Origin of the sequence: Mucilaginibacter gracilis (assembly GCF_003633615.1) — a bacterium.
GTDB classification, from domain to species: domain Bacteria; phylum Bacteroidota; class Bacteroidia; order Sphingobacteriales; family Sphingobacteriaceae; genus Mucilaginibacter; species Mucilaginibacter gracilis.
This window is the reverse complement of record NZ_RBKU01000001.1, coordinates 1,863,624-1,883,174: the sequence shown is the minus strand read 5'-3', so window position 1 is coordinate 1,883,174 and position 19,551 is coordinate 1,863,624. Positions and strand designations below refer to the sequence as shown.

Below are 19,551 nucleotides of genomic sequence, written 5' to 3'. Positions count from 1 at the left end.
TTAATCAAACTTGTACTTCTGGAACCACTTGTCGTTAATGGTAAAGCCTATGTGCAGGTTAAAATAAGTTTCGCGAACCAGGCTGTTTTCAAGCGTGCCCCTGCGGCCAACTTCGGCAGCTATGTTCACTTTATAATAGCTTGTACGCCTTTCGTTGGGTATAGGTAAGCCTAGGCCAAAGGTTGCGGCATATTGTTTAATATCTGTTCCGTTAACGTTAATGTAGGTTTTATCATACTTTAAACCAAAACGATAGTCAACCACGGACAGGTAGTTTGATATCGCATCAATGTTTGGAATAATTTCGCCGCCAAGGGCAAAGCTTTGGCTGTTTTTCAAGCCCGAGTTAACGCCGCCTATCGAAAGGTCCGACCATTGGCCTATCTTATAATCAGCGCCTATCATAAACTTTCCGTCTTTTTGGTAGGCTATCCCAAACCTGTGTATCATAGGCAAATTAATTTTGCCCGATGTTTTGGTGCTTATTAAACTATCGCGGGGTACATCCGCAGTGCCATCTGTAGCCAATAAATATTGAGTAACCACAAAGTTGCTGTTTGCATTAAGTTGCGAGCTTGACGAACCCGAGTAGCCAACAGTAAAGCGCCTGGTTTCGCTAACCTTTAAGTTGTATTGAACGCCGTAATCAAAATTTAAACCACTTGCATTAAAGCTATTTTCAATGTTGTTGTTTAATACCGTTGGTATATCCGGAAACTCGGTTGAGCGGTATTGCTTTTCGTTACCAAAAATATAAGCCACGTTAAAACCTAAGTTAAGGTTTTCGCCCAAACCAAAGCCGTAGCCAATATAGGCCTTTGATAAACCTCCCTCGCCCGAGTATACGTTGTTTACCGTTGCGCTGGTATCAATACCACCTGTTGATGCCCTGTTTAATGTTGTTTTTGTTTGCTGCCTGTAGCTGTAACCAAGGTTGGCGTATGGCAATATACCAAAGCTTAATGCCGACTGTTTACTAACCGGCACTGCCAACGTTATGTGGCTTAACCTAAAGTTAGCACTGGTTTGCGGCCCTGTGGTGCTTGTTTTTAGCGACGTTGTACCCATATAGCCCCCAATATCAAAAGTAGTTAATTGTATTGAGCTGTATGAAGCCGGGTTTAGCACATTAATATCACTAAAGCCACTGGGCTTGCGTACAGCAACCCCTATGCCACCCATACCGCGTTGCTGCGGCAATAATGATTCGTCGTAATCGCCAAGCCCGAATTTTGAATACGGCGAACTTGTGGTGGCCGAACCTGCTTGTTGTGCAAGCGCTCCTGATGCTGCAGCAGAAAATAAAAATATTAAAAAAAACTTTAAATAATTAGTCATTAGGCTGTTGTATAACTGCGTTTAATCCACTCAGAACCAAATAAGGTTCAATTTTTATGTGAGGGGCAAAGATGCTATTTTTCAATAGAGTATCAAAAAAAATCGAATCGCCCCCGGTTAGTAAAATATTCATTGGTTTTTGGGCCTTAAAGTAAGCTGCAATAAAGCCCTCCACTTCAAAACGTATACCGTTTTGCACGCCCGAATGTATGGCCGTTTGTGTATCATCTCCGGCATGTGCGGTAAAATGCTCGTCGGCATTAAGCAAAGGCAGTGCCCCGGTGTAATGGCTTAATGCTTTGTAACGCATTTGCAAACCCGGCGATATGCTGCCGCCAAAATAGCTGCCATCGGTATCAACCCAATCATAAGTTATGCAGGTACCGGCATCAATAACCATACTGCTTTTACCTGGGTAAAGCGCCTGTGCACCGGCTACTGCGGCAAGCCTGTCAAGCCCCAGTGTTTTTGGTGTACGGTAATGGTTTTTAATCAACTTAGCCATATCTGCATTAAACTTAACCAGCGGAATGTGTTTGCTTAAATACGGCTCCCAGGTTTCGGTATATTGCTTTTTTACTGATGAAATGATAGCTCTATCCGGTTTATAGCCGGTTAAAATATCATTTAATACCTGCTCATCAACCACCTTGTAACTTTGTACCCAGCTTAACTCATCAAAATTAAAAACCGCTAATTTGATGTTTGTATTACCAATATCAATTACAAGGTTAGCCATTAGGCCTTAACAAACGATAGTATCGATTCAAAAATTGCAAGCCCATCCTCATTGGCAAGTAAGCTGTCGGCCGCCCTTTCGGGGTGTGGCATCATACCAAAAACATTGCGGTTTTTGTTGCAAATACCGGCTATGTTTTGAGCCGCGCCGTTAGGGTTTGCGGCATCGGTAATATTACCGGCTTCGTCGCAATACCTAAACAATACCTGCTCATTATCATTGAGGCTTTTCAACGTATCTGCGTCGGCAAAAAAGTTACCTTCGCCGTGTGCAATAGGTATTTTTAAGGCCTTGGCGGCATCAACCTGCGATGTTAATAGCGAGTTTGTTGTTTGCGCTTTTAGGTAAATGTTGTTGCATATAAACTTACGCTTGCTATTGTGCAGCAATGCTCCGGGTACCAGGCCGGCTTCGGCCAGTATTTGAAAACCGTTGCAAATGCCCCATACATAACCGCCCCTTGCCGCAAAATTGATAACCTCGTTCATTATTGGCGAAAAGCGGGCTATTGCCCCCGACCGCAAATAATCGCCGAAGGAAAAACCTCCGGGTAATATAACAAAATCTACATTTTGCAAATCATGGTCTTTATGCCAAAGCTGTACAACCTGCTGCCCCATTATTTTCTCCAATACATATATGATATCCTGATCACAATTGGAGCCGGGAAAAATGACTACGCCGAATTTCATGCTACAAAACTAACACAAGCGGGCACATTTGCACGAAATTAAAAGTTAAAATTTGTTAAACTGGAAGTAAACGATGCTCATTACCAACAAAAAATAGAGGGTTTCGTACATCCACCATTTGTTGGCGTTTAAAAAGTAATAAGCAAACATAACAGATACAGGCACCAAACATAATAAAAAGTGGCTCAAATCAAAGTTTGGTTTAACGTAAAACGATAACAGGGCAATAACAAACATAAAGCCAAGCAATTGAAAAGCCTTACGCATCAATATATAACTCCTGAAAAAATTTTGCCTGAGCCGGATAAACGACAGCAGCAGGATAACCATAACCGGTATAAGCACCAGGTAATTATAATAGCTCACTATTTGTATACTGGCCGGGAAACTGCTGCCCAAAGGCAACCATATTTTATAAAACTCCTCTATCCTGTCTGTCCAAAAATAAAAAACCGCCAAAAAAAAGAAAATTGTAACAAAGCCTATTATTGCCGCAACCCATTCGCGCCAGTTAAAGGGCCTAAAAATTACGAGGCCGGCCCAAATGGCTAAAAACATATAAATAAACGGGAAGTAAATAAGGGTGCCAACGGCAACCACCATGCCCAGGTTAAAGGCCGTACCCATAGGGTTTTCGTCGGCATACAACTCTAAAAGCATATGCACCATCCACAAAATTAAAAAATTGCAAATGAGCGGCGGACTAAGCACTAAAAATGGCCCAAATAACGACGATGCCGTTATATAAACAAGCGCAGGCAAAAAAGTGGGCTTGCTTAACAGGCTATACTGGTTAATAATATGGTTTAACCAAAGTGCCTGTATAAAAACCAATACCCCTGCCGAAATTACGTTATAAATTGAGCTAAACGAATCTTCGTAATTTACCGGTATCAGCAGGCGCGCAAACGGTTCAACAAAAACAATGGCAATATGCTGCGGCAGATGAATAACATAAGCTATCCTCAAAACAACTAATACAACAGCCAGCCAAAGGATGTTAATTGGATTAAGTGTTCTAAAAGCCTTTATCATTTAATTTATAAACTATTTAGCAATATTAACAGAAAAACCGCGAAGCTGGAAAATAACTTTGTTTTAGATAGGCTTTAGGACATGGTTTAACTTGTCTTTGCGAGGCACGAAGCAATCGCACGTAAGCAATTCTCCCTTCGCAGTGGCTCCACTAACCTGCGATTGCCACGCTATCCCTCGCAGGCAAATAAATCCAAAGGCCGCATGGCGAACTTGTTCCCCCTTCAGGGGGTTAGGGGGGCTCCGTAGGTTTTCACCATATTTGCTATAATGGCAGCCGTTTCATCCGGGAAATTAACTTTGATGAGGTTATCGCTCTCAACCCAATGGCGTATTTTTGATACAAAGGTATCATCAACTTCGTGTATAACAGGCACACCCAGCCGTGATGCCGCCAGGGCATTGCATTGCTGCTCGTATTGGTCGTTCATGGGTATCATCAATACCTTTTTTTGCAGATATAGTGCTTCGGCGGGCCCTTCAAAGCCGCCGCCGGTAAGTAAGCCTTCGCAATTAGCCATACTTTTGTTAAAAGCTTCGTTATTTACCGGGTTAACCTGTACGTTACCTTCCTGATACGTGGTTTTTTGGCGTTTAGAAAAAATTTGCCAGGGCACATCAATCTGGCTAAGGTATTTAACAAGTGTGCGGTCGTCATAGGCGGGCAGGTACACGGTGTAATGCCCCATATTTTTAGGATCCAGTGATCGTATTTCGCTCCTGATAACGGGAGTATGAATAAAGTCGTCGTACCTGTCAAAATGAAAACCGATGTGATGGTCGGTAGGCGAATAATATTTTAAAAGCAATTCGGCAAAGTTGTATTTATCGGGCCGTGGTGTTTTTTTTGATACAAAAGAACACTGATGGCTCAACGAAACCGACTCCACCTTTTGGAAACGGCATGCCCAGGCCGTAACCGGTTCAAAATCGTTAACTATTAAATCGTACTGTTTAAGCGGTATGTTGCGTATATCGTGCCATAGCTGGCGCAGGTTCATTATCTTATAAGTTGCCCATTTATCAACACCGCCGGTTTTGCCAAAAACAAAGCTTGCCCCGTGTAACCTGTATTTAAGTGGTTGTGGTAACTGCATCTCGGCCTCGGTACCGCTTACCAGCAGGTCAAGCTCGCCGTGCTGCTGCAACAAAGGGACAACTTCTCGCGCACGGCTAATATGTCCGTTCCCTGTTCCCTGTATTGCATAGAGTATCTTCATCTGTTATTTCAAAAGGCTTTTGCAAAGATAATGCATTAACTACATTAGTGGCTCTCTTGTTTAAACCTCTCTAACAGATCAAGCACATTCATTTTGGCATCCAGGTCTTCAAGGTCAGTTTTGTCCTCGTCTTCTGTTTCAGCTTTAAAATCGTCGGTTTGGTATTTGTAAATGCTCCAATTACCGTTATTATACTCCAAAGCGGTTAAGCTCTCAACCCAATCGCCCGAGTTAAGGTATACAACCGAGCCTATTCGGTCGTCATTACCCTGTATGGTTTTAATCTCGGCGTGGTGAATATGGCCGCATATTACATAATCATAACCTTTATCAACAGCCAGGTCGGCAGCGGTTTGTTCAAAATGATTAATAAAGCTTACCGCATCTTTAAATTTAGCCTTTACCCTTGCCGAGAAACTCATTTTAGGCCTGCCCATCAATTTAAGGCACCAATTAACAAAGCTATTTATCAGTATCAGCGTATCATACCCAACTGCGCCCAGTTTGGCCAGCCATTTGGAGTGCTGCATGGTAACATCAAAAATATCACCATGAAATATCCAGGCCTTTTTGCCGTCAATGTTAAGTAACACCTTGTTTAACAGTTTAAAGCTGCCCAAATCAAAATCGGCAAATTTGCGCAGCATCTCATCATGGTTACCGGTTAGGTAATAAACGGGAATGCCTTCGGCAATAAATTTTAGTATACGGCGCAGCACCTTGGTATGCGCCTCCGGCCAGTACGATTTGCTAAACTGCCAAATATCAATAATATCGCCGTTTAGTATCAGTATTTTTGGCCTTATGCTTTTTAAATAGCGTAATAATTCTTTAGCCTGGCAACCATAGGTACCCAAATGCACGTCGGAAATTACAACAATATCAACCTCGCGCTTTACCATTTTTTGAGGGCTGAGTAATAAAAATAAAAGGAAGCAAACATAGCCCGGCTTATAAAACCGGCTAATGCAACAGGGGGGTGTGGGTTTAGACTAATCGTCGTCTTCGTCGTCCTCATTAACTTTTAGTTCAAAGGGGCTGAAGTAAAATATACCTACTAATACTAACAGCGCGCCAACTTCAAACACATGGATAAATTCTTGATTCATCTTATTAAGTGTTAATTACAAATATCTGGTTATCAGATTATCTGCATGTTAAGACTCCGTTAAGTTTAAAAAGTTTCACCCACCCTTAAATTTTTTTTCAATACGGTTTAACTGCTTTAAATGGTGCCGCGTATGTATATCAATAAACCTCAACCATTGCTTTGCATTAAGCAGCCCCAAACTCGGATGTTTTATTTTACTAAACGTAGACGATTTGTTTATAACAGGCGCCAACTGCTCTATTCTTGTTTTGAGTTTAACCAGCAAATTGCGGGCTTCTTCTTTACCAATATTGTTAACCTGGGCGGCAATTTTTTCGGGCGCCTTAAATTTTATGGGGAACGAGCCAACCAAAAAAATAAACTGCGCCGGCAAACCCAGGCGCTTATCATCAATTTTACCGGTGCCGTTGGCGCAACGCTCTATAGCCACAAGCGAGGCCAAATTGGCCTGCAAAATATGCGAATATACTTCGCCATAGCTCCAGCCACCACCCGGCGGCGTAGCGTTAAACTCACTATCTGGTATAACATCCAAACGGCGGCGGTATTCCATCAACGTATTTTCGAGCGTTTTTTTTAGCGAAGCGATACTCATAGCAACAAAGTTAATTCATTTAAACTGCTTATTTGCAAAGGCACATCGGCAGGTTTAACTAGGCCGGCGGGGTTAAAGTATATGGCATCCATACCAAAGCCCAGTGCCCCGCGAATATCGGCTTCAACGCTGTCGCCAATCATCAAACTGCTTTCCTTTTCGGCCCCGGCCAAATGTAAAGCATGTTTAAATATTGCCGGGTCGGGTTTGTTAACCCCTACGTCTTCGGATACGATGATCTGGTCGAAATATTGACCAATACCGGCACCCTTAATTTTCATCGCCTGCGATTCTTTAAAACCATTGGTTATCAAGTGCATGGTATACTTGCCGTGCAAATATTGCAAAGTTTGGTGCGCACCCTCAAAAAGGTTGGTTTTAGTTGGGCAAATGTTAACATAGTCATCCTCAAACTGCAAGGGTATCACTTCGGGCCTCAAACCTAAATCGAGGAAAGTTTTTTTGAACCGGGTTTCCCTCAGTGCTTCCTTAGTTATTTTGCCCACGTGGTAATCGGCCCAAAGCTGGTGGTTGTTGCGGGTATAAGTTTCAATAAAAACTTCGGCAGAAGGTAAACCCAATTCGCCTAATTTGTAAACCACATAAAGCTCCTGCAAAGTTTCCTCAGCGTTTTTGTCAAAGTCCCAAATGGTATGATCGAGATCGAAGAAGATGTGTTGGTATATTTTGTTCATGGAAAATTTATCAGATAAGATGGAAGATGTGTTTATTTACTTATGAAAGATGTAAAATTGCCATTATACACAACGAAACAATCGCCCATAGTCATATTCGCATGATGCAAAGCTACAATTTGAAACATAACCTTATCATAATTGCAGGCAGATCGCCTGTATTGATATAGGTTGCAATTTAGCTATATTTATCAATCCTCAATAATTATAGTCAATCTAAAAAACCTAAGCTGCCAAAACAGTAGATAGCACACAGGCTTGTTCCATGAGAACGCGGAGGAAACTTATTTTTAAAAAAAAAGCAAAGGCCTTCACTATCGCGAGTACATTCTTACAGCTTATTGCTTACAGAAAAAAGTAAAGTGTGAATCAATGTCTTTTAGGTTTGCTAAGGGTTATCCTTTAATTGATTTTTGCCCCCCTGGATTTAATACCGCAATTAATTACAAATACGCCAGTTATTTGTTTTTTTTCGTTCAGTTCAAATTCAAGTTGAACATCCGCCTTATTGGCATAAAAAAATTTGGTGAATGATTCTGGTTTTAACTCAACATCAGAAGCTGCACTACGTCCGGGCAGATGGCGATATAATTTCCCAGAGTGCTCTACAAGTTCCAATTTTGCTAATGGAAAGGCATATTTTCCAACATATCTATTCAGTATAGAAGTATCTAACGAGATTGCTTTGTGGATATAAGGCATTACAACTGATTTACCATTCAATAAATAAGCTAAAGTTCTGGATATACCTGTTGAATTAAACTGATTATTGGATAAAACGATAATAGTATAGTCGCCGTTATAATAGTGGCTAAGTACTGTTGAATAACCCGGCCATGATCCATTATGTGTTATAAATTGCCCTAACTCATCTTTTCCAAGTTCTACACCAAAACCATAAAAGCGTTTATTAAGAGTATCGGTAAGCGTGTGCGGCGAAAGCATATCAGTTTGATTTTTTTCATTAAGCATCCGGTGATGCAGCAATGCATTTTCCCATTTGAGCAGATCACCCGTGGTTGAATTTACTGTTCCGTCTCCGGTAACGCCATCTAACCAATATACAAAGTCATACTGCTTTAAACTATCAGGCAACATGTAATTGCCAGTATTATTGCTTAAAACTGCGCCGTAGGCATAGTTGGCAATACTGTCTCGGTTTGACCTTCGCGTGTTGTACACTTTTGTACTATCCATATGCAAGGGTTTAAAAATGTTCCGTTGCAGATATTCGTTATAAGTTTCACCGGTCAGTTTTTCAATAATGCTGGCCAGAAGGACATACCCGGTATTTGAATAATCATACCGGGAGCCTGGTGCAAAATATAAGGGTGGCCGATGGATTGCCAAAAACTGCACAACATCATTATTAAAAGCAATTTTGTGATGATTCCATACGGTATCCATCACATCTAAATAATCTGGTAGTCCCGAAGTATGCGTTAGTAGCTGGTAAATGGTAACTTTTGAATATGGAAGTTGTGGGAAATACATACCCAATGTATCATTTAAATGAAGCTTTCCCTTTGCTTTAAGTAATAAAATACCTGCGGCTGTGAATTGCTTGGAAACGGATGCCAATTCAAAAACAGACGAGTTATTAAGTGGTTGCATCATGCTGAAATTTCGGTAACCAAATGATCGTTGAAAGATTATTTTGCCACTTTTTGCAATCAACACATTGCCATTAAACCCTTGCAAGTATTCGCCCTGCATATAATCACTAATTAATGTATCTTGTTTTGGTTGAGCTAAACAAAATATTGGAGTTAAAAGTAAAATGATAAAAGTTAAACGCATACAATGAGTAAAATTGTAAAGCTACTTTATTCAATACAAAAGTTCTTGTTAAAATACATTAAAAGTTGATTACCATTAATACGAAGCTGAATTTTACTGAGAATTTTTTGGGGCAAAATACTTTAAAAGTTACTCCGTTTATAATATTAAAGAATTTTTTTTGAATGAATTGCTGGCTAATAAACGCCATCTATTTTTAGAGGAAGTATCATATAAGGTGTGAAAGTATAAAAAATCATCTTTAAGGAAGGGGCCAATCGCACGGAGGTATAGGCAACATTTTTGTTTACATCACACCTCCACCCTTTCATTGTACGTTATACATTTCCATTTCAAAAACACATCTTCCATCTTACCTATTCCATCTTCCACCAATCCTAAATCTAATTAAAATGTCAAAAAATAATTTCCAAAAACTAATCACTACAACTAAGCGTATTTATAACAACATCAGTTCATGCTGATGTTTGATAAGGTTTGATTTAGGGGGAGCCACGGGTTGGTTCCCCTTTTTTATGCCTGCTAATTTTTGTAGTTTTGTTGATTAGGGTTACACCGATTAAAAAAGATTGCACCAATGGCATTTTGTTAAAGAGCACCTAACAAACAGCCATATACCAGTGTTATCCAACAGATGAGTCGCAATACGTCCATCTCAATACTCATAAAAATTATGGATTTTAAAATCACATCCCAATATAAACCCACCGGCGATCAGCCCGAAGCTATACGCCAACTGGTGCAGGGCATTAATAATGGCGATAATTACCAAACCTTATTGGGTGTTACAGGCTCGGGCAAAACATTTACCGTTGCCAATATTATTGAGCAAACTCAAAAACCCACGCTTATTTTAAGCCACAATAAAACCCTGGCTGCGCAGCTTTACGGCGAGTTTAAACAGTTTTTTCCGGAAAACGCGGTAAACTATTTCGTGTCGTATTACGATTACTACCAGCCCGAAGCCTTTATACCATCATCCAATACCTATATCGAAAAAGATCTTCAGATAAACGAGGAGATAGAAAAACTACGTATCCGCACTACATCGGCTTTAATGTCGGGCCGCCGGGATGTTATTGTGGTATCGTCCATTTCCTGCATTTATGGTATGGGTAACCCGGAGGATTTTGCCAATTCCGTTTTCCGCTTTGCAGTGGGTACACGCATTAGCCGCAATGCATTTTTGCATCGCCTGGTAGAGATACTATACGCACGCACCACGGCCGATTTTCGCCGCGGAAATTTCCGCGTAAAGGGCGATGTGGTTGATATATGGCCCGCCAACATGGACTATGCTTACCGGGTTTCGTTTTTTGGTGATGATATTGAAGAGCTAACCACTTTTGACCCAACCACCGGCAAAACTGTCGAAAAAATGCAGAACATGGTGGTTTACCCTGCCAACCTGTACGTTGCCCCGCGCGAGCGTTTCCAGCAATCCGTTTGGGAAATACAGGCCGAGCTGGAGAGCCGTAAAAAACAATTTATTGATGATGGCCGTTTTTTAGAAGCCAAACGTTTGGAAGAACGGGTTAATTACGATTTAGAAATGATACGCGAACTGGGCTATTGCTCGGGCATCGAAAATTATTCGCGCTTTTTTGATGGCCGCCAGCCCGGCGCACGGCCTTTTTGTTTGCTGGATTACTTTCCGGACGATTATTTGATGGTGATTGACGAGAGCCATGTTACCGTGCCGCAAATAAGGGCCATGTACGGCGGCGATAGGTCGCGCAAAATATCATTGGTTGAGTATGGTTTCCGCCTGCCTGCCGCCCTGGATAACCGCCCGCTAAACTTCCAGGAGTTTGAGCGCCTGGCACCGCAAACCGTTTACGTTAGTGCAACCCCCGGCGATTTCGAACTCGAAAAATCGGCAGGTGTGGTTGTTGAGCAAGTAATACGCCCAACCGGCCTGCTCGATCCTGTTATTGAAGTGCGCCCAGTAATTAACCAGGTAGACGACTTGCTTGACGAGGTGGATAAAACCATTAAACTGGGCGACCGCATACTGGTAACCACCCTAACCAAACGCATGGCCGAAGAACTGGCTAAATATATGGACAGGCTGGGTATTAAATGCCGCTACATACACTCCGAAGTAAAAACCCTGCAACGGGTTGAAATACTGCGCGGCTTACGCTTGGGCGAATTTGATGTGCTGATAGGCATTAACCTTTTACGCGAAGGATTGGATTTACCCGAAGTATCGCTCGTGGCTATTTTAGATGCCGATAAAGAAGGCTTTTTACGCTCCGAACGCTCGCTGATACAAACCATTGGCCGCGCTGCCCGTAACGACAGGGGCCGCGTAATTATGTACGCCGATAAAATTACCGACTCGATGCGGATAACGATGGAAGAAACCAACCGCCGCCGGGATATACAAATTGCCTATAACCTGGAGCATGGCATCACGCCTACCACGGTTGGCAAATCGCGCGAGGCTATTATTGAGCAAACATCTGTGGTTGATTTTAAAGGAGGTATACAATACGCTTACGTTGAAAATACGGCCCAGACTATTGCCGCCGACCCCATTGTTCAATACATGACCAAGGCCGAACTAAAAAAATCGATAGAAAACACCAAAAAAGAAATGCTTGCCGCCGCCAAAGGCATGGACTTTTTAATGGCCGCCAAACTACGCGACGAAATGTTTGCATTGGAAAAAATGATGGAAGAAAAGTTTTCTTGAGAATTACTGCCTTTAAGAATAAAAACATAAAATAAGTGCGTCATTGCGAGTAATAGAATGCTGTGGCCTATGAAAGTGAAATGACGAATAAGAGCGTTGGCTTGTGCGATTCCCCTCTCGAGAGCAGGGAAAGAAAAATGTCATGGGTAGGTACCAAGCAATCTCTAAACTCTACACAGCGACTCTTTAAGTCCGTTTGTCCTACGTAGAGATTGCTTCGTACCTCGCACTGACGCCCGCTAAGGTGTTTCTAATACGTTCTAATTTAAAAATCGGGCTTTCCTCTTATCTCGGCTCTTAATAATTGTTTCTGCTTCAGCACTCTTGTTTCTTGCATCTGGCTTCTTGCATCTTTCTTGTGTAACAAATTTGTTCCAAAACCATCACTCACACTTTTTTCATTCAAAATTCATTTAAGCAGGGTATTGTTGTTTAATTATTTAATCAATATCCTGTAATGAAAAACGGTTTGAAATATACCCTGCTTGCTGGTTTAGGTATTTGCTTTTTGTTAGAAGCATTTTCGCGGATAGACCAAATACCAACCATGCAAAAGGCCCCGGCCAATGTAAATGTAGATGGCAAAATGCTGGAGTGGGGCGATTCGTTGGCTATGTACGATAGCAAAACCAAACTCAACTACACCATAGCTAATAACGATACCGATTTATACGTGGTAGCCCTTGTTACCGACAGGCAACTTAAACGCAAAATAATGGCGGGCGGCATTACCATATCGGTAAACGGCGAAGGCAAAAAACATAAGGTTTACAGCCTAAGTTACCCCATTCCCGATAAAACATCCTTCATGAACCACAAACCCGACGATAATGCCGAAGATGTGCAACGCCCTTCGCTTATCGAATCAACCAGCATCAGGGTAGCCGGCTTTAAGGATGTGGAAAGCGATGTTATCACCACAGCAAACACCTACGGCTTTAAGGCCGCAATTGGTTTCGACGATAAACACAACTTAATTTACGAAACCGCCATACCCTTAAAACTACTCAACTTAAAAGCCAATAAAAACAAGCTTAACCAGCTTGCTATCAACATCTCTATTAATGGTATTGAAATGCCCGATGGCGTTGGCCCACACCGCAGCGGTGGAACCGAAGGCGGCGGCATTGGCGGCGGCGGAGGTATGGGAGGTGGCATGGGCGGCGGCGGTGGAATGGGTGGCGGCGGCATGGGCGGTGGAGGCGGCAGACGTGGGGGCGGCGGTGGTCGCAGAGGCGGCGGCGAAGGCCAGCAACAGGATAAATCCGCCATGTCGCAATCAACAGATTTTTGGGTTGATCTGGCACTGGCAGGGCATTAAGCAAACTACTACTTTTTTAGTTATACAATTGGGTTTAAATAATTGTGCATCAGCAAGATAAAAAATCAGAAACCATTGAAAATGCGCTTCTGATTTTTTATCTTGCAATTGTACTCCATTAACTGACTCACTATTATGACAATGAAAAGCCACCTTCTCATTCCCGTAGCCATGCTCGGGATTTTCTTAATCTCCAACCACGCAAAGGGCCAGGCCGCCGGCCCGGCCTTAAAAAAAGCACCGGCATCTGTTACCATTGATGGCCTTGTAAGCGATTGGAAAGATACGCCACCCGTATTTGATGGTAAATTTAAACTCAGCTATACCATAGCTAATGATGATACCAGCTTATACCTAATTGTACTTACCGGCGACCCCATGGTTAAACGCAAAATAACCAAGGCAGGCATTACGGTATCAATCAACACCGAAGGCAAAAAGCGCAAAACCTATAGCGTTACCTTCCCTAAACCGGGTAGTAGCGGTTTTAGGCGCAATGCCGATAATACAGGCTCGTTTATACCGGGCACCATCCAAACATCGGGCTTTAAAGGCGTAAACCCCGACGAAATACCGCCCACAAACGGCGTTGGCTTTAAAGCCGCCTTTAAATTTGACGACGAGCGCAACCTGGGCTATGAAATGGCCATACCCCTGCGTTTACTGGCCTTAAAAGCCGATAAAAGCAACGATATTTTTATAAACGTTTGCATAAACGGTATTGATGGCGATAAAAGTGCCGGCGGAATTAGTGCCAGCGCAAGTACAGGCGCCGTTAACCATACCGGTCGCGATGGCGGCAAAAAATCCGACTCGGGCAACAGCAATGGCGGCGGCGGGGCTGACGATCCTGACATGTCCGAATCACAGGATTTTTGGTTAAGATTTACTTTGGCACACTAACACCCCCCTTAATTTAATATAGTGGCATTTCGGGTACACCCCGGGGTGCCCTTTTTATTTCTCCTCCATCTGTTAATACAATGTAAAACATTGCGCTTATCATAAGCAAACTATTTTATCGTTATTAACTTTATATATTTGTAATTTACAATTGATACGATGTCAGCAATTATTGAATTTTTCCTCATCCTGATGCTTGCCTACTACGGTATCCGTGGTTTAATACGCCTGGCCCTGCCTATGCTTTTTCAAAGCGTGGTAAACAAAGCACAACAACAAGGCGGTCAGCAACAGCAATACAATAGCGGTAAGCAATCCCGCAATGCCGAAGGCTCGGTAAGGGTAGATAAAGCTCCAAAAAGCAAAAGCGCAATACCCGATTCTGAGGGCGATTACATTGATTACGAAGAAATAAAGTAACATGCTCCCCGAAGATGTGTACAAGCGCCGGCATTACGGCACGCCCCAATCTTTTTACCTTATAGCCGTTAACTATGTTGTAATGGCGCTTACCATACAGGCGTTTGCCTCATGCCCTCAAATAAACTGGTTTTTTTGGGTAGTTTTAGCAGTGCTTGCTGCCTACAATGTCTACAAAATACGCCGCGACCGCGAAGAATACGATAAAATACGTATTATTGCCTACATAATTAGTGTTGCCGGATTGGCGATCATGTTTTTTGCTTTTAGGAGCGGCACACAGCACTGCTAAACCTAAATACAAAAATAGTTCGTATTCTCAACCAAATTTCTATTTTTGATTATCATATCTCACGTTAATGAACAATTGGTTTAAACAAAATGGCATCCATCTGGCCATTATTGGAATTTTTTTCGCGATAAGCTTTGTGTACTTTACCCCCGCATTTAAGGGTAAAGCGTTAGGCGAAAGTGACGTTACCCGCGCACAATCCACACAAAAAGAAATCATGGATTACCATGAAAAAGACACCACAATTTTGTGGACAAACCAGGTTTTAGGCGGTATGCCAACCTTCCAGTTATGGGCACATTATCCAGGCAACATAACCACTCACATTATTGATGTTTTAAAGAAGGTGTTCCCCAACCCTATTGATACCGTATTATTGTTGCTATTGGGTTCGTACCTGTTATTTTGTGTTTTAAAACTTAACCCCTGGCTGGCAGCAGCAGGAGCAATAGCATTTACATTCTCATCATACAATTTTATATTGATGCTGGCCGGGCACTCCAACCAGGTATTTGCCATAGCCTTTTTTGCACCTATTTTAGCGGGTATTATTTTAGCCCTGCGAGGCAAATATTTGTTGGGTGCAGCATTAACAGCGCTTTTTTTAGCGTTAGAGATACGCGCTAACCACGTCCAAATGACATATTACCTGCTTTTGGCAATTGTTATACTGGTACTGGTTGAACTTTACCACGCCTATAAAGCCAAAACACTGGCCAGCTTTGGTAAAGCCCTGGCATACCTTGCAGTTGGCACACTATTAGCCATTGCAGTTAATGCATCCATGTTATGGAGTACTTATGATTATGGTAAGGATACCATTCGCGGGCAATCAAACCTTACCCAAAACACTAAACAACCAAGCAACGGCCTTCCGCGCGATTATGCTTACGAGTACAGCCAGGGCATTGGCGAGTGCTTAACCTTTTTAATACCCAACGCTTATGGCGGCTATACAGGCAACGCTCCGGGCGAAGGCTCAAACGTTGCCAAGGCACTGGTTAGTAACAATGTTGACCCCACACAAGCCGAAACCTTTGCACAGCAATTTTCACTTTATTGGGGCGATAAGCCTTTTACCGTTGGGCCAAACTACTATGGCGCCGTTATATTTTTCCTGTTTGTTTTCGGGTTAATTATTGTGCGCAGCCAGGTTAAATGGTGGCTGGTAGGCGCCATTGTATTATCGGTAGTGCTTTCTTTTGGTCGTAATTTATCTTTCGTATCCGATATTTTCTTTAACTACTTCCCGCTCTACAATAAGTTCCGCGCGGTCGATTCATTTTTGGCCATTGCCATGTTGTGCGTTCCGGTTTTAGCTTTGCTTGCCGTTAACGAGGTTGCTACCACCACGGATAGAGCCCCGTTATTTAAAAAACTGTTAATAGCCTTATACATTACCGGCGGCCTCTGTTTGGTAATCATAATTTTGCCCGATCTGTTCCTGCCGTTTAAAAACGCTACAAATCAAACTATCCAGCAGCAGTTAACACAGGCATTTAAAGGCAATACTGATGCCGCCAATGCAGTAATGGCCGGGTTAACACAGGATAGAGTATCGGTTGCACGTGCCGATGCTGCGCGTTCACTGGTATTTGTACTGCTCGCCTTTGCTTTGCTTTGGGCCTTTATTAAACAAAAGTTAAACACTACGCTGGTATCTGTTGCATTTTTAGCAATTATATTGGTTGACCTTTGGAGCGTTGATAAACGCTATTTAAAAGATGAAAGCTTTATTGACAAACAAGATGCACAGGCACCAAAACCACGCGATATTGACATGCTGATTATGCGCGACAAAGACCCGGATTACCGTGTTTTTGATACTACGCAACCTATTTTGCAGGATGCTGTTACGCCATACTTCCATAAAGCTATCAGCGGTTACACGGCCGCCCGTTTAAAACGTTTTGACGAGTTGATTGATAACCAGTTAAGCAAAAGCATTAATCAGGATGTGCTTGATATGCTGAACGTGAAATACATACTTACCGCCGACGAAAAAAACCAGGGCAGCATTAGTATGCACGCCAACAATACCGCCTGCGGCCATGCCTGGTTTGTAAAAACGGTTAAGTTTGCCCCCAATGCCGATGAGGAAATGCAGGCCATCAGCAGCTTTGACCCATCCGATGAAGCTATTGTTGACAAGCAATACAGTACTTTGATTGACGAGAAGCAAAACTCACTGGATACCCTGGGCAAAATTGACCTTGTAAGTTACAACCCCGACCATATGGTTTACCAAAGCGGAAGCACTACGCAGGAAATAGCCATTTTCTCGGAAATATATTACAACAAGGGCTGGAAAATGTATATAGATGGAGTTGAAAAACCATACTTCCGTGCCGATTATGTTTTACGCGCCGCACAAATACCGGTGGGTAACCATAAAATAGAGTTTATTTTTCACCCAACATCATACTATGCTGGCGAAAAAATATCGTTTGCAAGTTCCATCTTACTGGTATTACTTTTAGGTGGTGCCCTATTTATGGAAACCAAAAAGAAACAACCTGTGGCAACTCCCGCTAAAAAATAGCGGTTAATATCTACAGTAAAACTCCTTCATAACAAAAACGCCGGGCATTATAGTCCGGCGTTTTTTGTTATGTTAAATTATTATCAGTACCACTGCTTTACTTCCACTTCATAATTTTCTTAATGTACTCGCTTAGTTCGGCGGCAATAAGTGCGTGGTCGCCCATGTCTGGGTGGTTATTACAGCCCGAAGTATATGTTTTAGTGATACTAAACGGGTAAACCTTGCTATCGCCATGCGCATTCATATAATCGCTAATGCCTACCATAAAACTTTTAAGTGCCTTATTAAGGCGCAAATCGCCGGTTGGTATATTTAAACAAACTATAGTTGTTTTAGGATAAAAGTGCCTGATGTTGCCAATAAAATCCACAAAAGCACCACAAAACTTAGCCGAATCCAGGGCGGCAGGGCCGTCGCTTTCGCCCAGGCAAATACTCAACACATCGGGCTGGTAAATGCTAAAGTTCCATATCAAACTATCGGCTGCGGTGTTAATTTTATCAAACGCTTTAGGCATAATTGGTATATTGCAGCAACTGTTAGTTAAACCAATGCCCGATATTGCCGTAATCTGGAAATCAGCATTTAAACTGCGCGCCGTAACCGCGCCATAACTCATATTGGCATTATGGTGTACATACCAATCACCAAAATTACATGGATATACCGATCGGTCCATATCTGCGCCACAGGTAATAGTGGTACCCACAAATTCTATTCTATGTTTAGGTTTCGCGGGTAGTTTAAGCAGTTTTTCGCATTTAACACCCACAAACTCAAGGTAACCAATGCCAGCCTCAGTGTCTTTACAAATAGTCACTGTATGTTCTTTATTTTCTAAATCGCCGCCAACTTTAATATTATCGGTAACGTCGGTAGTTTGCACGCGGTAAGGCGTTTGCCCGTCAACAGTAATATCAATATAATTATGCGAATTACCGTATTTCATCTGGTCGTTTACTATAATTTCGCAGCCCTTCCCCTTAAATTTCATACGTACATACACACCCGACGACCAAAAACGCGGCTTTAGCGGATTAGAAAAATCAACCCTTCCAGTGTATTGAAAATACTTATTATTAGCCGTAAACAGCTTTAAAACCGGCTTAGAAGGTGTTTTTGCCGATACAAAGCAAATACTGCATACTAAGGAAACAAATAAACAAGCCAGATTTTTTTTCATTTTAAACATCAACGTTCGGCAATTAAGGCAATTTTACTCATAAAGGTAAATTTATGCATTCGGGAAACAAAATATGTGCCTATTTTTTAATAAAGTGGCTCCATAACAAAGCTATTTTTATTAATTATTTTAACTGTACCGAAAAATGGTCTAAAAATTGCTGCAAAAAAATCGTAGCAATTACCATATCTCAATGAAAGCAAACCAACCTGCCGCCACGCACAATTTTTTTGCTGTAGCTTTATTTGTATTATTATTTGCCGGCGTAAGCCAAACTTACGCACAGGCCGATTTTTTTTATGGCCTTAACAACAAGGGCCTCCGCATAAGCGCAGGCTTTGGCGCAAGTACATTGCAAACCCACTTTAACAGCAACCCTTTAAATGTAGTTTTTATAGGTAATTTAGATTACAATATAAACCGCTATGTTTCTTTTGGTTTAGAAGGGCAATACGGCACATTAAAAGGCATTGATGATGAACACCGCCTAAAGTACTACGGCAGTACCAACAAGTACTTTTCGGCAACGGCCAATGCAAGTGTAGGGCTGGGTAAATTTGCCGATTTTACACCCAACAACCGCCTGCAGGATGCCATTAAACAACTATATTTAGGTATTGGAATAGGCGCTATAAAAACCAATAATGTTTTGGTTGAACACGATGATAAGCAAGGCACCATATACGGCAACCCGCAGCTACAGGGCAAATACTTACTTTTGGCAGCCAACTTGGGCACCATTATTGATTTACCGGGCATACTAGGGCCCGATAGGTTAGCTATCATCCCCAATTTCCAGTTAAACTATGTAAATTCGTTATACCTGGATGGTTTTCAGTCAAGCCAGGACAGTAATTTAAAAGGATTTTACAATATCATATCGGTTAAACTGCGCTATAAGTTTAAATCAACCCAGTTTAGAAAACGGCGGGTAATTTAATTTAAAGCAGCGGGCAATGCA

General features: G+C 42.1%; 17 protein-coding genes. 7 read left to right on the top strand and 10 right to left on the bottom strand.

Annotated features, from left to right (window positions below):
* The 9 genes from BDD43_RS08080 to BDD43_RS08040 all read right to left on the bottom strand — a co-directional run bounded on the left by BDD43_RS08080 (position 1) and on the right by BDD43_RS08040 (position 9,141).
* Positions 1-1,338: a porin family protein gene (locus tag BDD43_RS08080; protein WP_121197199.1), complete on the bottom strand. Its 1,338-nt coding sequence runs from the start codon at positions 1,336-1,338 to the stop codon at positions 1-3.
* Positions 1,331-2,077: a type III pantothenate kinase gene (locus BDD43_RS08075; protein WP_121197198.1), complete on the bottom strand. Its 747-nt coding sequence runs from the start codon at positions 2,075-2,077 to the stop codon at positions 1,331-1,333. The genes BDD43_RS08080 and BDD43_RS08075 overlap by 8 nt, the downstream gene beginning before the upstream one ends.
* Positions 2,077-2,769, bottom strand: a complete 693-nt coding sequence (gene purQ / locus BDD43_RS08070; protein WP_121197197.1) for a phosphoribosylformylglycinamidine synthase subunit PurQ — start codon at positions 2,767-2,769, stop codon at positions 2,077-2,079. Before purQ ends, BDD43_RS08075 begins: the two co-directional genes overlap by 1 nt.
* Before the next feature lie 45 nt (positions 2,770-2,814).
* Entirely contained in the window at positions 2,815-3,804 is a 990-nt protein-coding gene (locus BDD43_RS08065; protein WP_121197196.1) for a DUF6427 family protein, read from the bottom strand.
* Positions 3,805-4,028: 224 nt separating this feature from the next.
* Positions 4,029-5,024, bottom strand: coding sequence for a glycosyltransferase family protein (locus BDD43_RS08060; RefSeq protein WP_121197195.1), 996 nt, complete (start codon positions 5,022-5,024; stop codon positions 4,029-4,031).
* A 44-nt stretch (positions 5,025-5,068) separates the two neighbouring features.
* Entirely contained in the window at positions 5,069-5,926 is an 858-nt protein-coding gene (locus tag BDD43_RS08055) for a UDP-2,3-diacylglucosamine diphosphatase (RefSeq protein ID WP_121197194.1), read from the bottom strand.
* A gap of 282 nt (positions 5,927-6,208) precedes the next feature.
* Positions 6,209-6,730, bottom strand: a complete 522-nt coding sequence (locus BDD43_RS08050) for a DinB family protein (protein WP_121197193.1) — start codon at positions 6,728-6,730, stop codon at positions 6,209-6,211.
* Complete coding sequence (locus tag BDD43_RS08045) at positions 6,727-7,425, bottom strand: YjjG family noncanonical pyrimidine nucleotidase (protein WP_121197192.1); 699 nt, start codon at positions 7,423-7,425, stop codon at positions 6,727-6,729. Before BDD43_RS08045 ends, BDD43_RS08050 begins: the two co-directional genes overlap by 4 nt.
* A 402-nt stretch (positions 7,426-7,827) precedes the next feature.
* Complete coding sequence (locus BDD43_RS08040; protein WP_162847004.1) at positions 7,828-9,141, bottom strand: serine hydrolase; 1,314 nt, start codon at positions 9,139-9,141, stop codon at positions 7,828-7,830.
* A gap of 757 nt (positions 9,142-9,898) precedes the next feature.
* On the opposite strand from BDD43_RS08040, the gene uvrB reads away from it, so the two are divergent.
* From uvrB to BDD43_RS08010, 6 genes are all read left to right on the top strand, one after another.
* Positions 9,899-11,926, top strand: a complete 2,028-nt coding sequence (gene uvrB / locus BDD43_RS08035; protein WP_121197190.1) for an excinuclease ABC subunit UvrB — start codon at positions 9,899-9,901, stop codon at positions 11,924-11,926.
* Between the two features lie 457 nt (positions 11,927-12,383).
* Positions 12,384-13,247, top strand: coding sequence for a hypothetical protein (locus BDD43_RS30380; RefSeq protein ID WP_121197189.1), 864 nt, complete (start codon positions 12,384-12,386; stop codon positions 13,245-13,247).
* A gap of 141 nt (positions 13,248-13,388) precedes the next feature.
* Positions 13,389-14,150, top strand: coding sequence for a hypothetical protein (locus BDD43_RS08025; protein ID WP_147425590.1), 762 nt, complete (start codon positions 13,389-13,391; stop codon positions 14,148-14,150).
* 159 nt (positions 14,151-14,309) lie between these two features.
* Positions 14,310-14,570, top strand: a complete 261-nt coding sequence (locus BDD43_RS08020; RefSeq protein ID WP_121197187.1) for a DUF4834 family protein — start codon at positions 14,310-14,312, stop codon at positions 14,568-14,570.
* A 1-nt stretch (position 14,571) separates the two neighbouring features.
* The gene (locus BDD43_RS08015) at positions 14,572-14,862 is read left to right on the top strand and encodes a hypothetical protein (protein WP_121197186.1); all 291 of its coding nucleotides are present in this window, start codon (positions 14,572-14,574) and stop codon (positions 14,860-14,862) included.
* A 67-nt stretch (positions 14,863-14,929) separates the two neighbouring features.
* Positions 14,930-17,404 (top strand): YfhO family protein, encoded by a 2,475-nt coding sequence (locus BDD43_RS08010; protein WP_121197185.1) that lies wholly within the window; start codon positions 14,930-14,932, stop codon positions 17,402-17,404.
* A 97-nt stretch (positions 17,405-17,501) separates the two neighbouring features.
* Here BDD43_RS08010 and BDD43_RS08005 read toward each other — a convergent pair whose 3' ends face one another.
* Complete coding sequence (locus BDD43_RS08005) at positions 17,502-18,590, bottom strand: SGNH/GDSL hydrolase family protein (protein WP_121201925.1); 1,089 nt, start codon at positions 18,588-18,590, stop codon at positions 17,502-17,504.
* Positions 18,591-18,783: 193 nt separating this feature from the next.
* Between BDD43_RS08005 and BDD43_RS08000 the strand changes: the two genes are divergently transcribed.
* Positions 18,784-19,530, top strand: a complete 747-nt coding sequence (locus tag BDD43_RS08000; protein ID WP_121197184.1) for a hypothetical protein — start codon at positions 18,784-18,786, stop codon at positions 19,528-19,530.
* Positions 19,531-19,551 lie beyond the last annotated feature (21 nt).

Coding starts and splice junctions, on each gene's coding strand:
- BDD43_RS08005 (WP_121201925.1), bottom strand. CDS start 18,590: ATGAAAAAAAATCTGGCTTGTTTATTTGTTTCCTTAGTATGCAGTATT.
- BDD43_RS08015 (WP_121197186.1), top strand. CDS start 14,572: ATGCTCCCCGAAGATGTGTACAAGCGCCGGCATTACGGCACGCCCCAA.
- uvrB (WP_121197190.1), top strand. CDS start 9,899: ATGGATTTTAAAATCACATCCCAATATAAACCCACCGGCGATCAGCCC.
- purQ (WP_121197197.1), bottom strand. CDS start 2,769: ATGAAATTCGGCGTAGTCATTTTTCCCGGCTCCAATTGTGATCAGGAT.
- BDD43_RS08040 (WP_162847004.1), bottom strand. CDS start 9,141: ATGCAGGGCGAATACTTGCAAGGGTTTAATGGCAATGTGTTGATTGCA.
- BDD43_RS08055 (WP_121197194.1), bottom strand. CDS start 5,926: ATGGTAAAGCGCGAGGTTGATATTGTTGTAATTTCCGACGTGCATTTG.
- BDD43_RS08045 (WP_121197192.1), bottom strand. CDS start 7,425: ATGAACAAAATATACCAACACATCTTCTTCGATCTCGATCATACCATT.
- BDD43_RS08060 (WP_121197195.1), bottom strand. CDS start 5,024: ATGAAGATACTCTATGCAATACAGGGAACAGGGAACGGACATATTAGC.
- BDD43_RS30380 (WP_121197189.1), top strand. CDS start 12,384: ATGAAAAACGGTTTGAAATATACCCTGCTTGCTGGTTTAGGTATTTGC.
- BDD43_RS08000 (WP_121197184.1), top strand. CDS start 18,784: ATGAAAGCAAACCAACCTGCCGCCACGCACAATTTTTTTGCTGTAGCT.
- BDD43_RS08025 (WP_147425590.1), top strand. CDS start 13,389: ATGAAAAGCCACCTTCTCATTCCCGTAGCCATGCTCGGGATTTTCTTA.
- BDD43_RS08010 (WP_121197185.1), top strand. CDS start 14,930: ATGAACAATTGGTTTAAACAAAATGGCATCCATCTGGCCATTATTGGA.
- BDD43_RS08050 (WP_121197193.1), bottom strand. CDS start 6,730: ATGAGTATCGCTTCGCTAAAAAAAACGCTCGAAAATACGTTGATGGAA.
- BDD43_RS08075 (WP_121197198.1), bottom strand. CDS start 2,077: ATGGCTAACCTTGTAATTGATATTGGTAATACAAACATCAAATTAGCG.
- BDD43_RS08065 (WP_121197196.1), bottom strand. CDS start 3,804: ATGATAAAGGCTTTTAGAACACTTAATCCAATTAACATCCTTTGGCTG.
- BDD43_RS08020 (WP_121197187.1), top strand. CDS start 14,310: ATGTCAGCAATTATTGAATTTTTCCTCATCCTGATGCTTGCCTACTAC.
- BDD43_RS08080 (WP_121197199.1), bottom strand. CDS start 1,338: ATGACTAATTATTTAAAGTTTTTTTTAATATTTTTATTTTCTGCTGCA.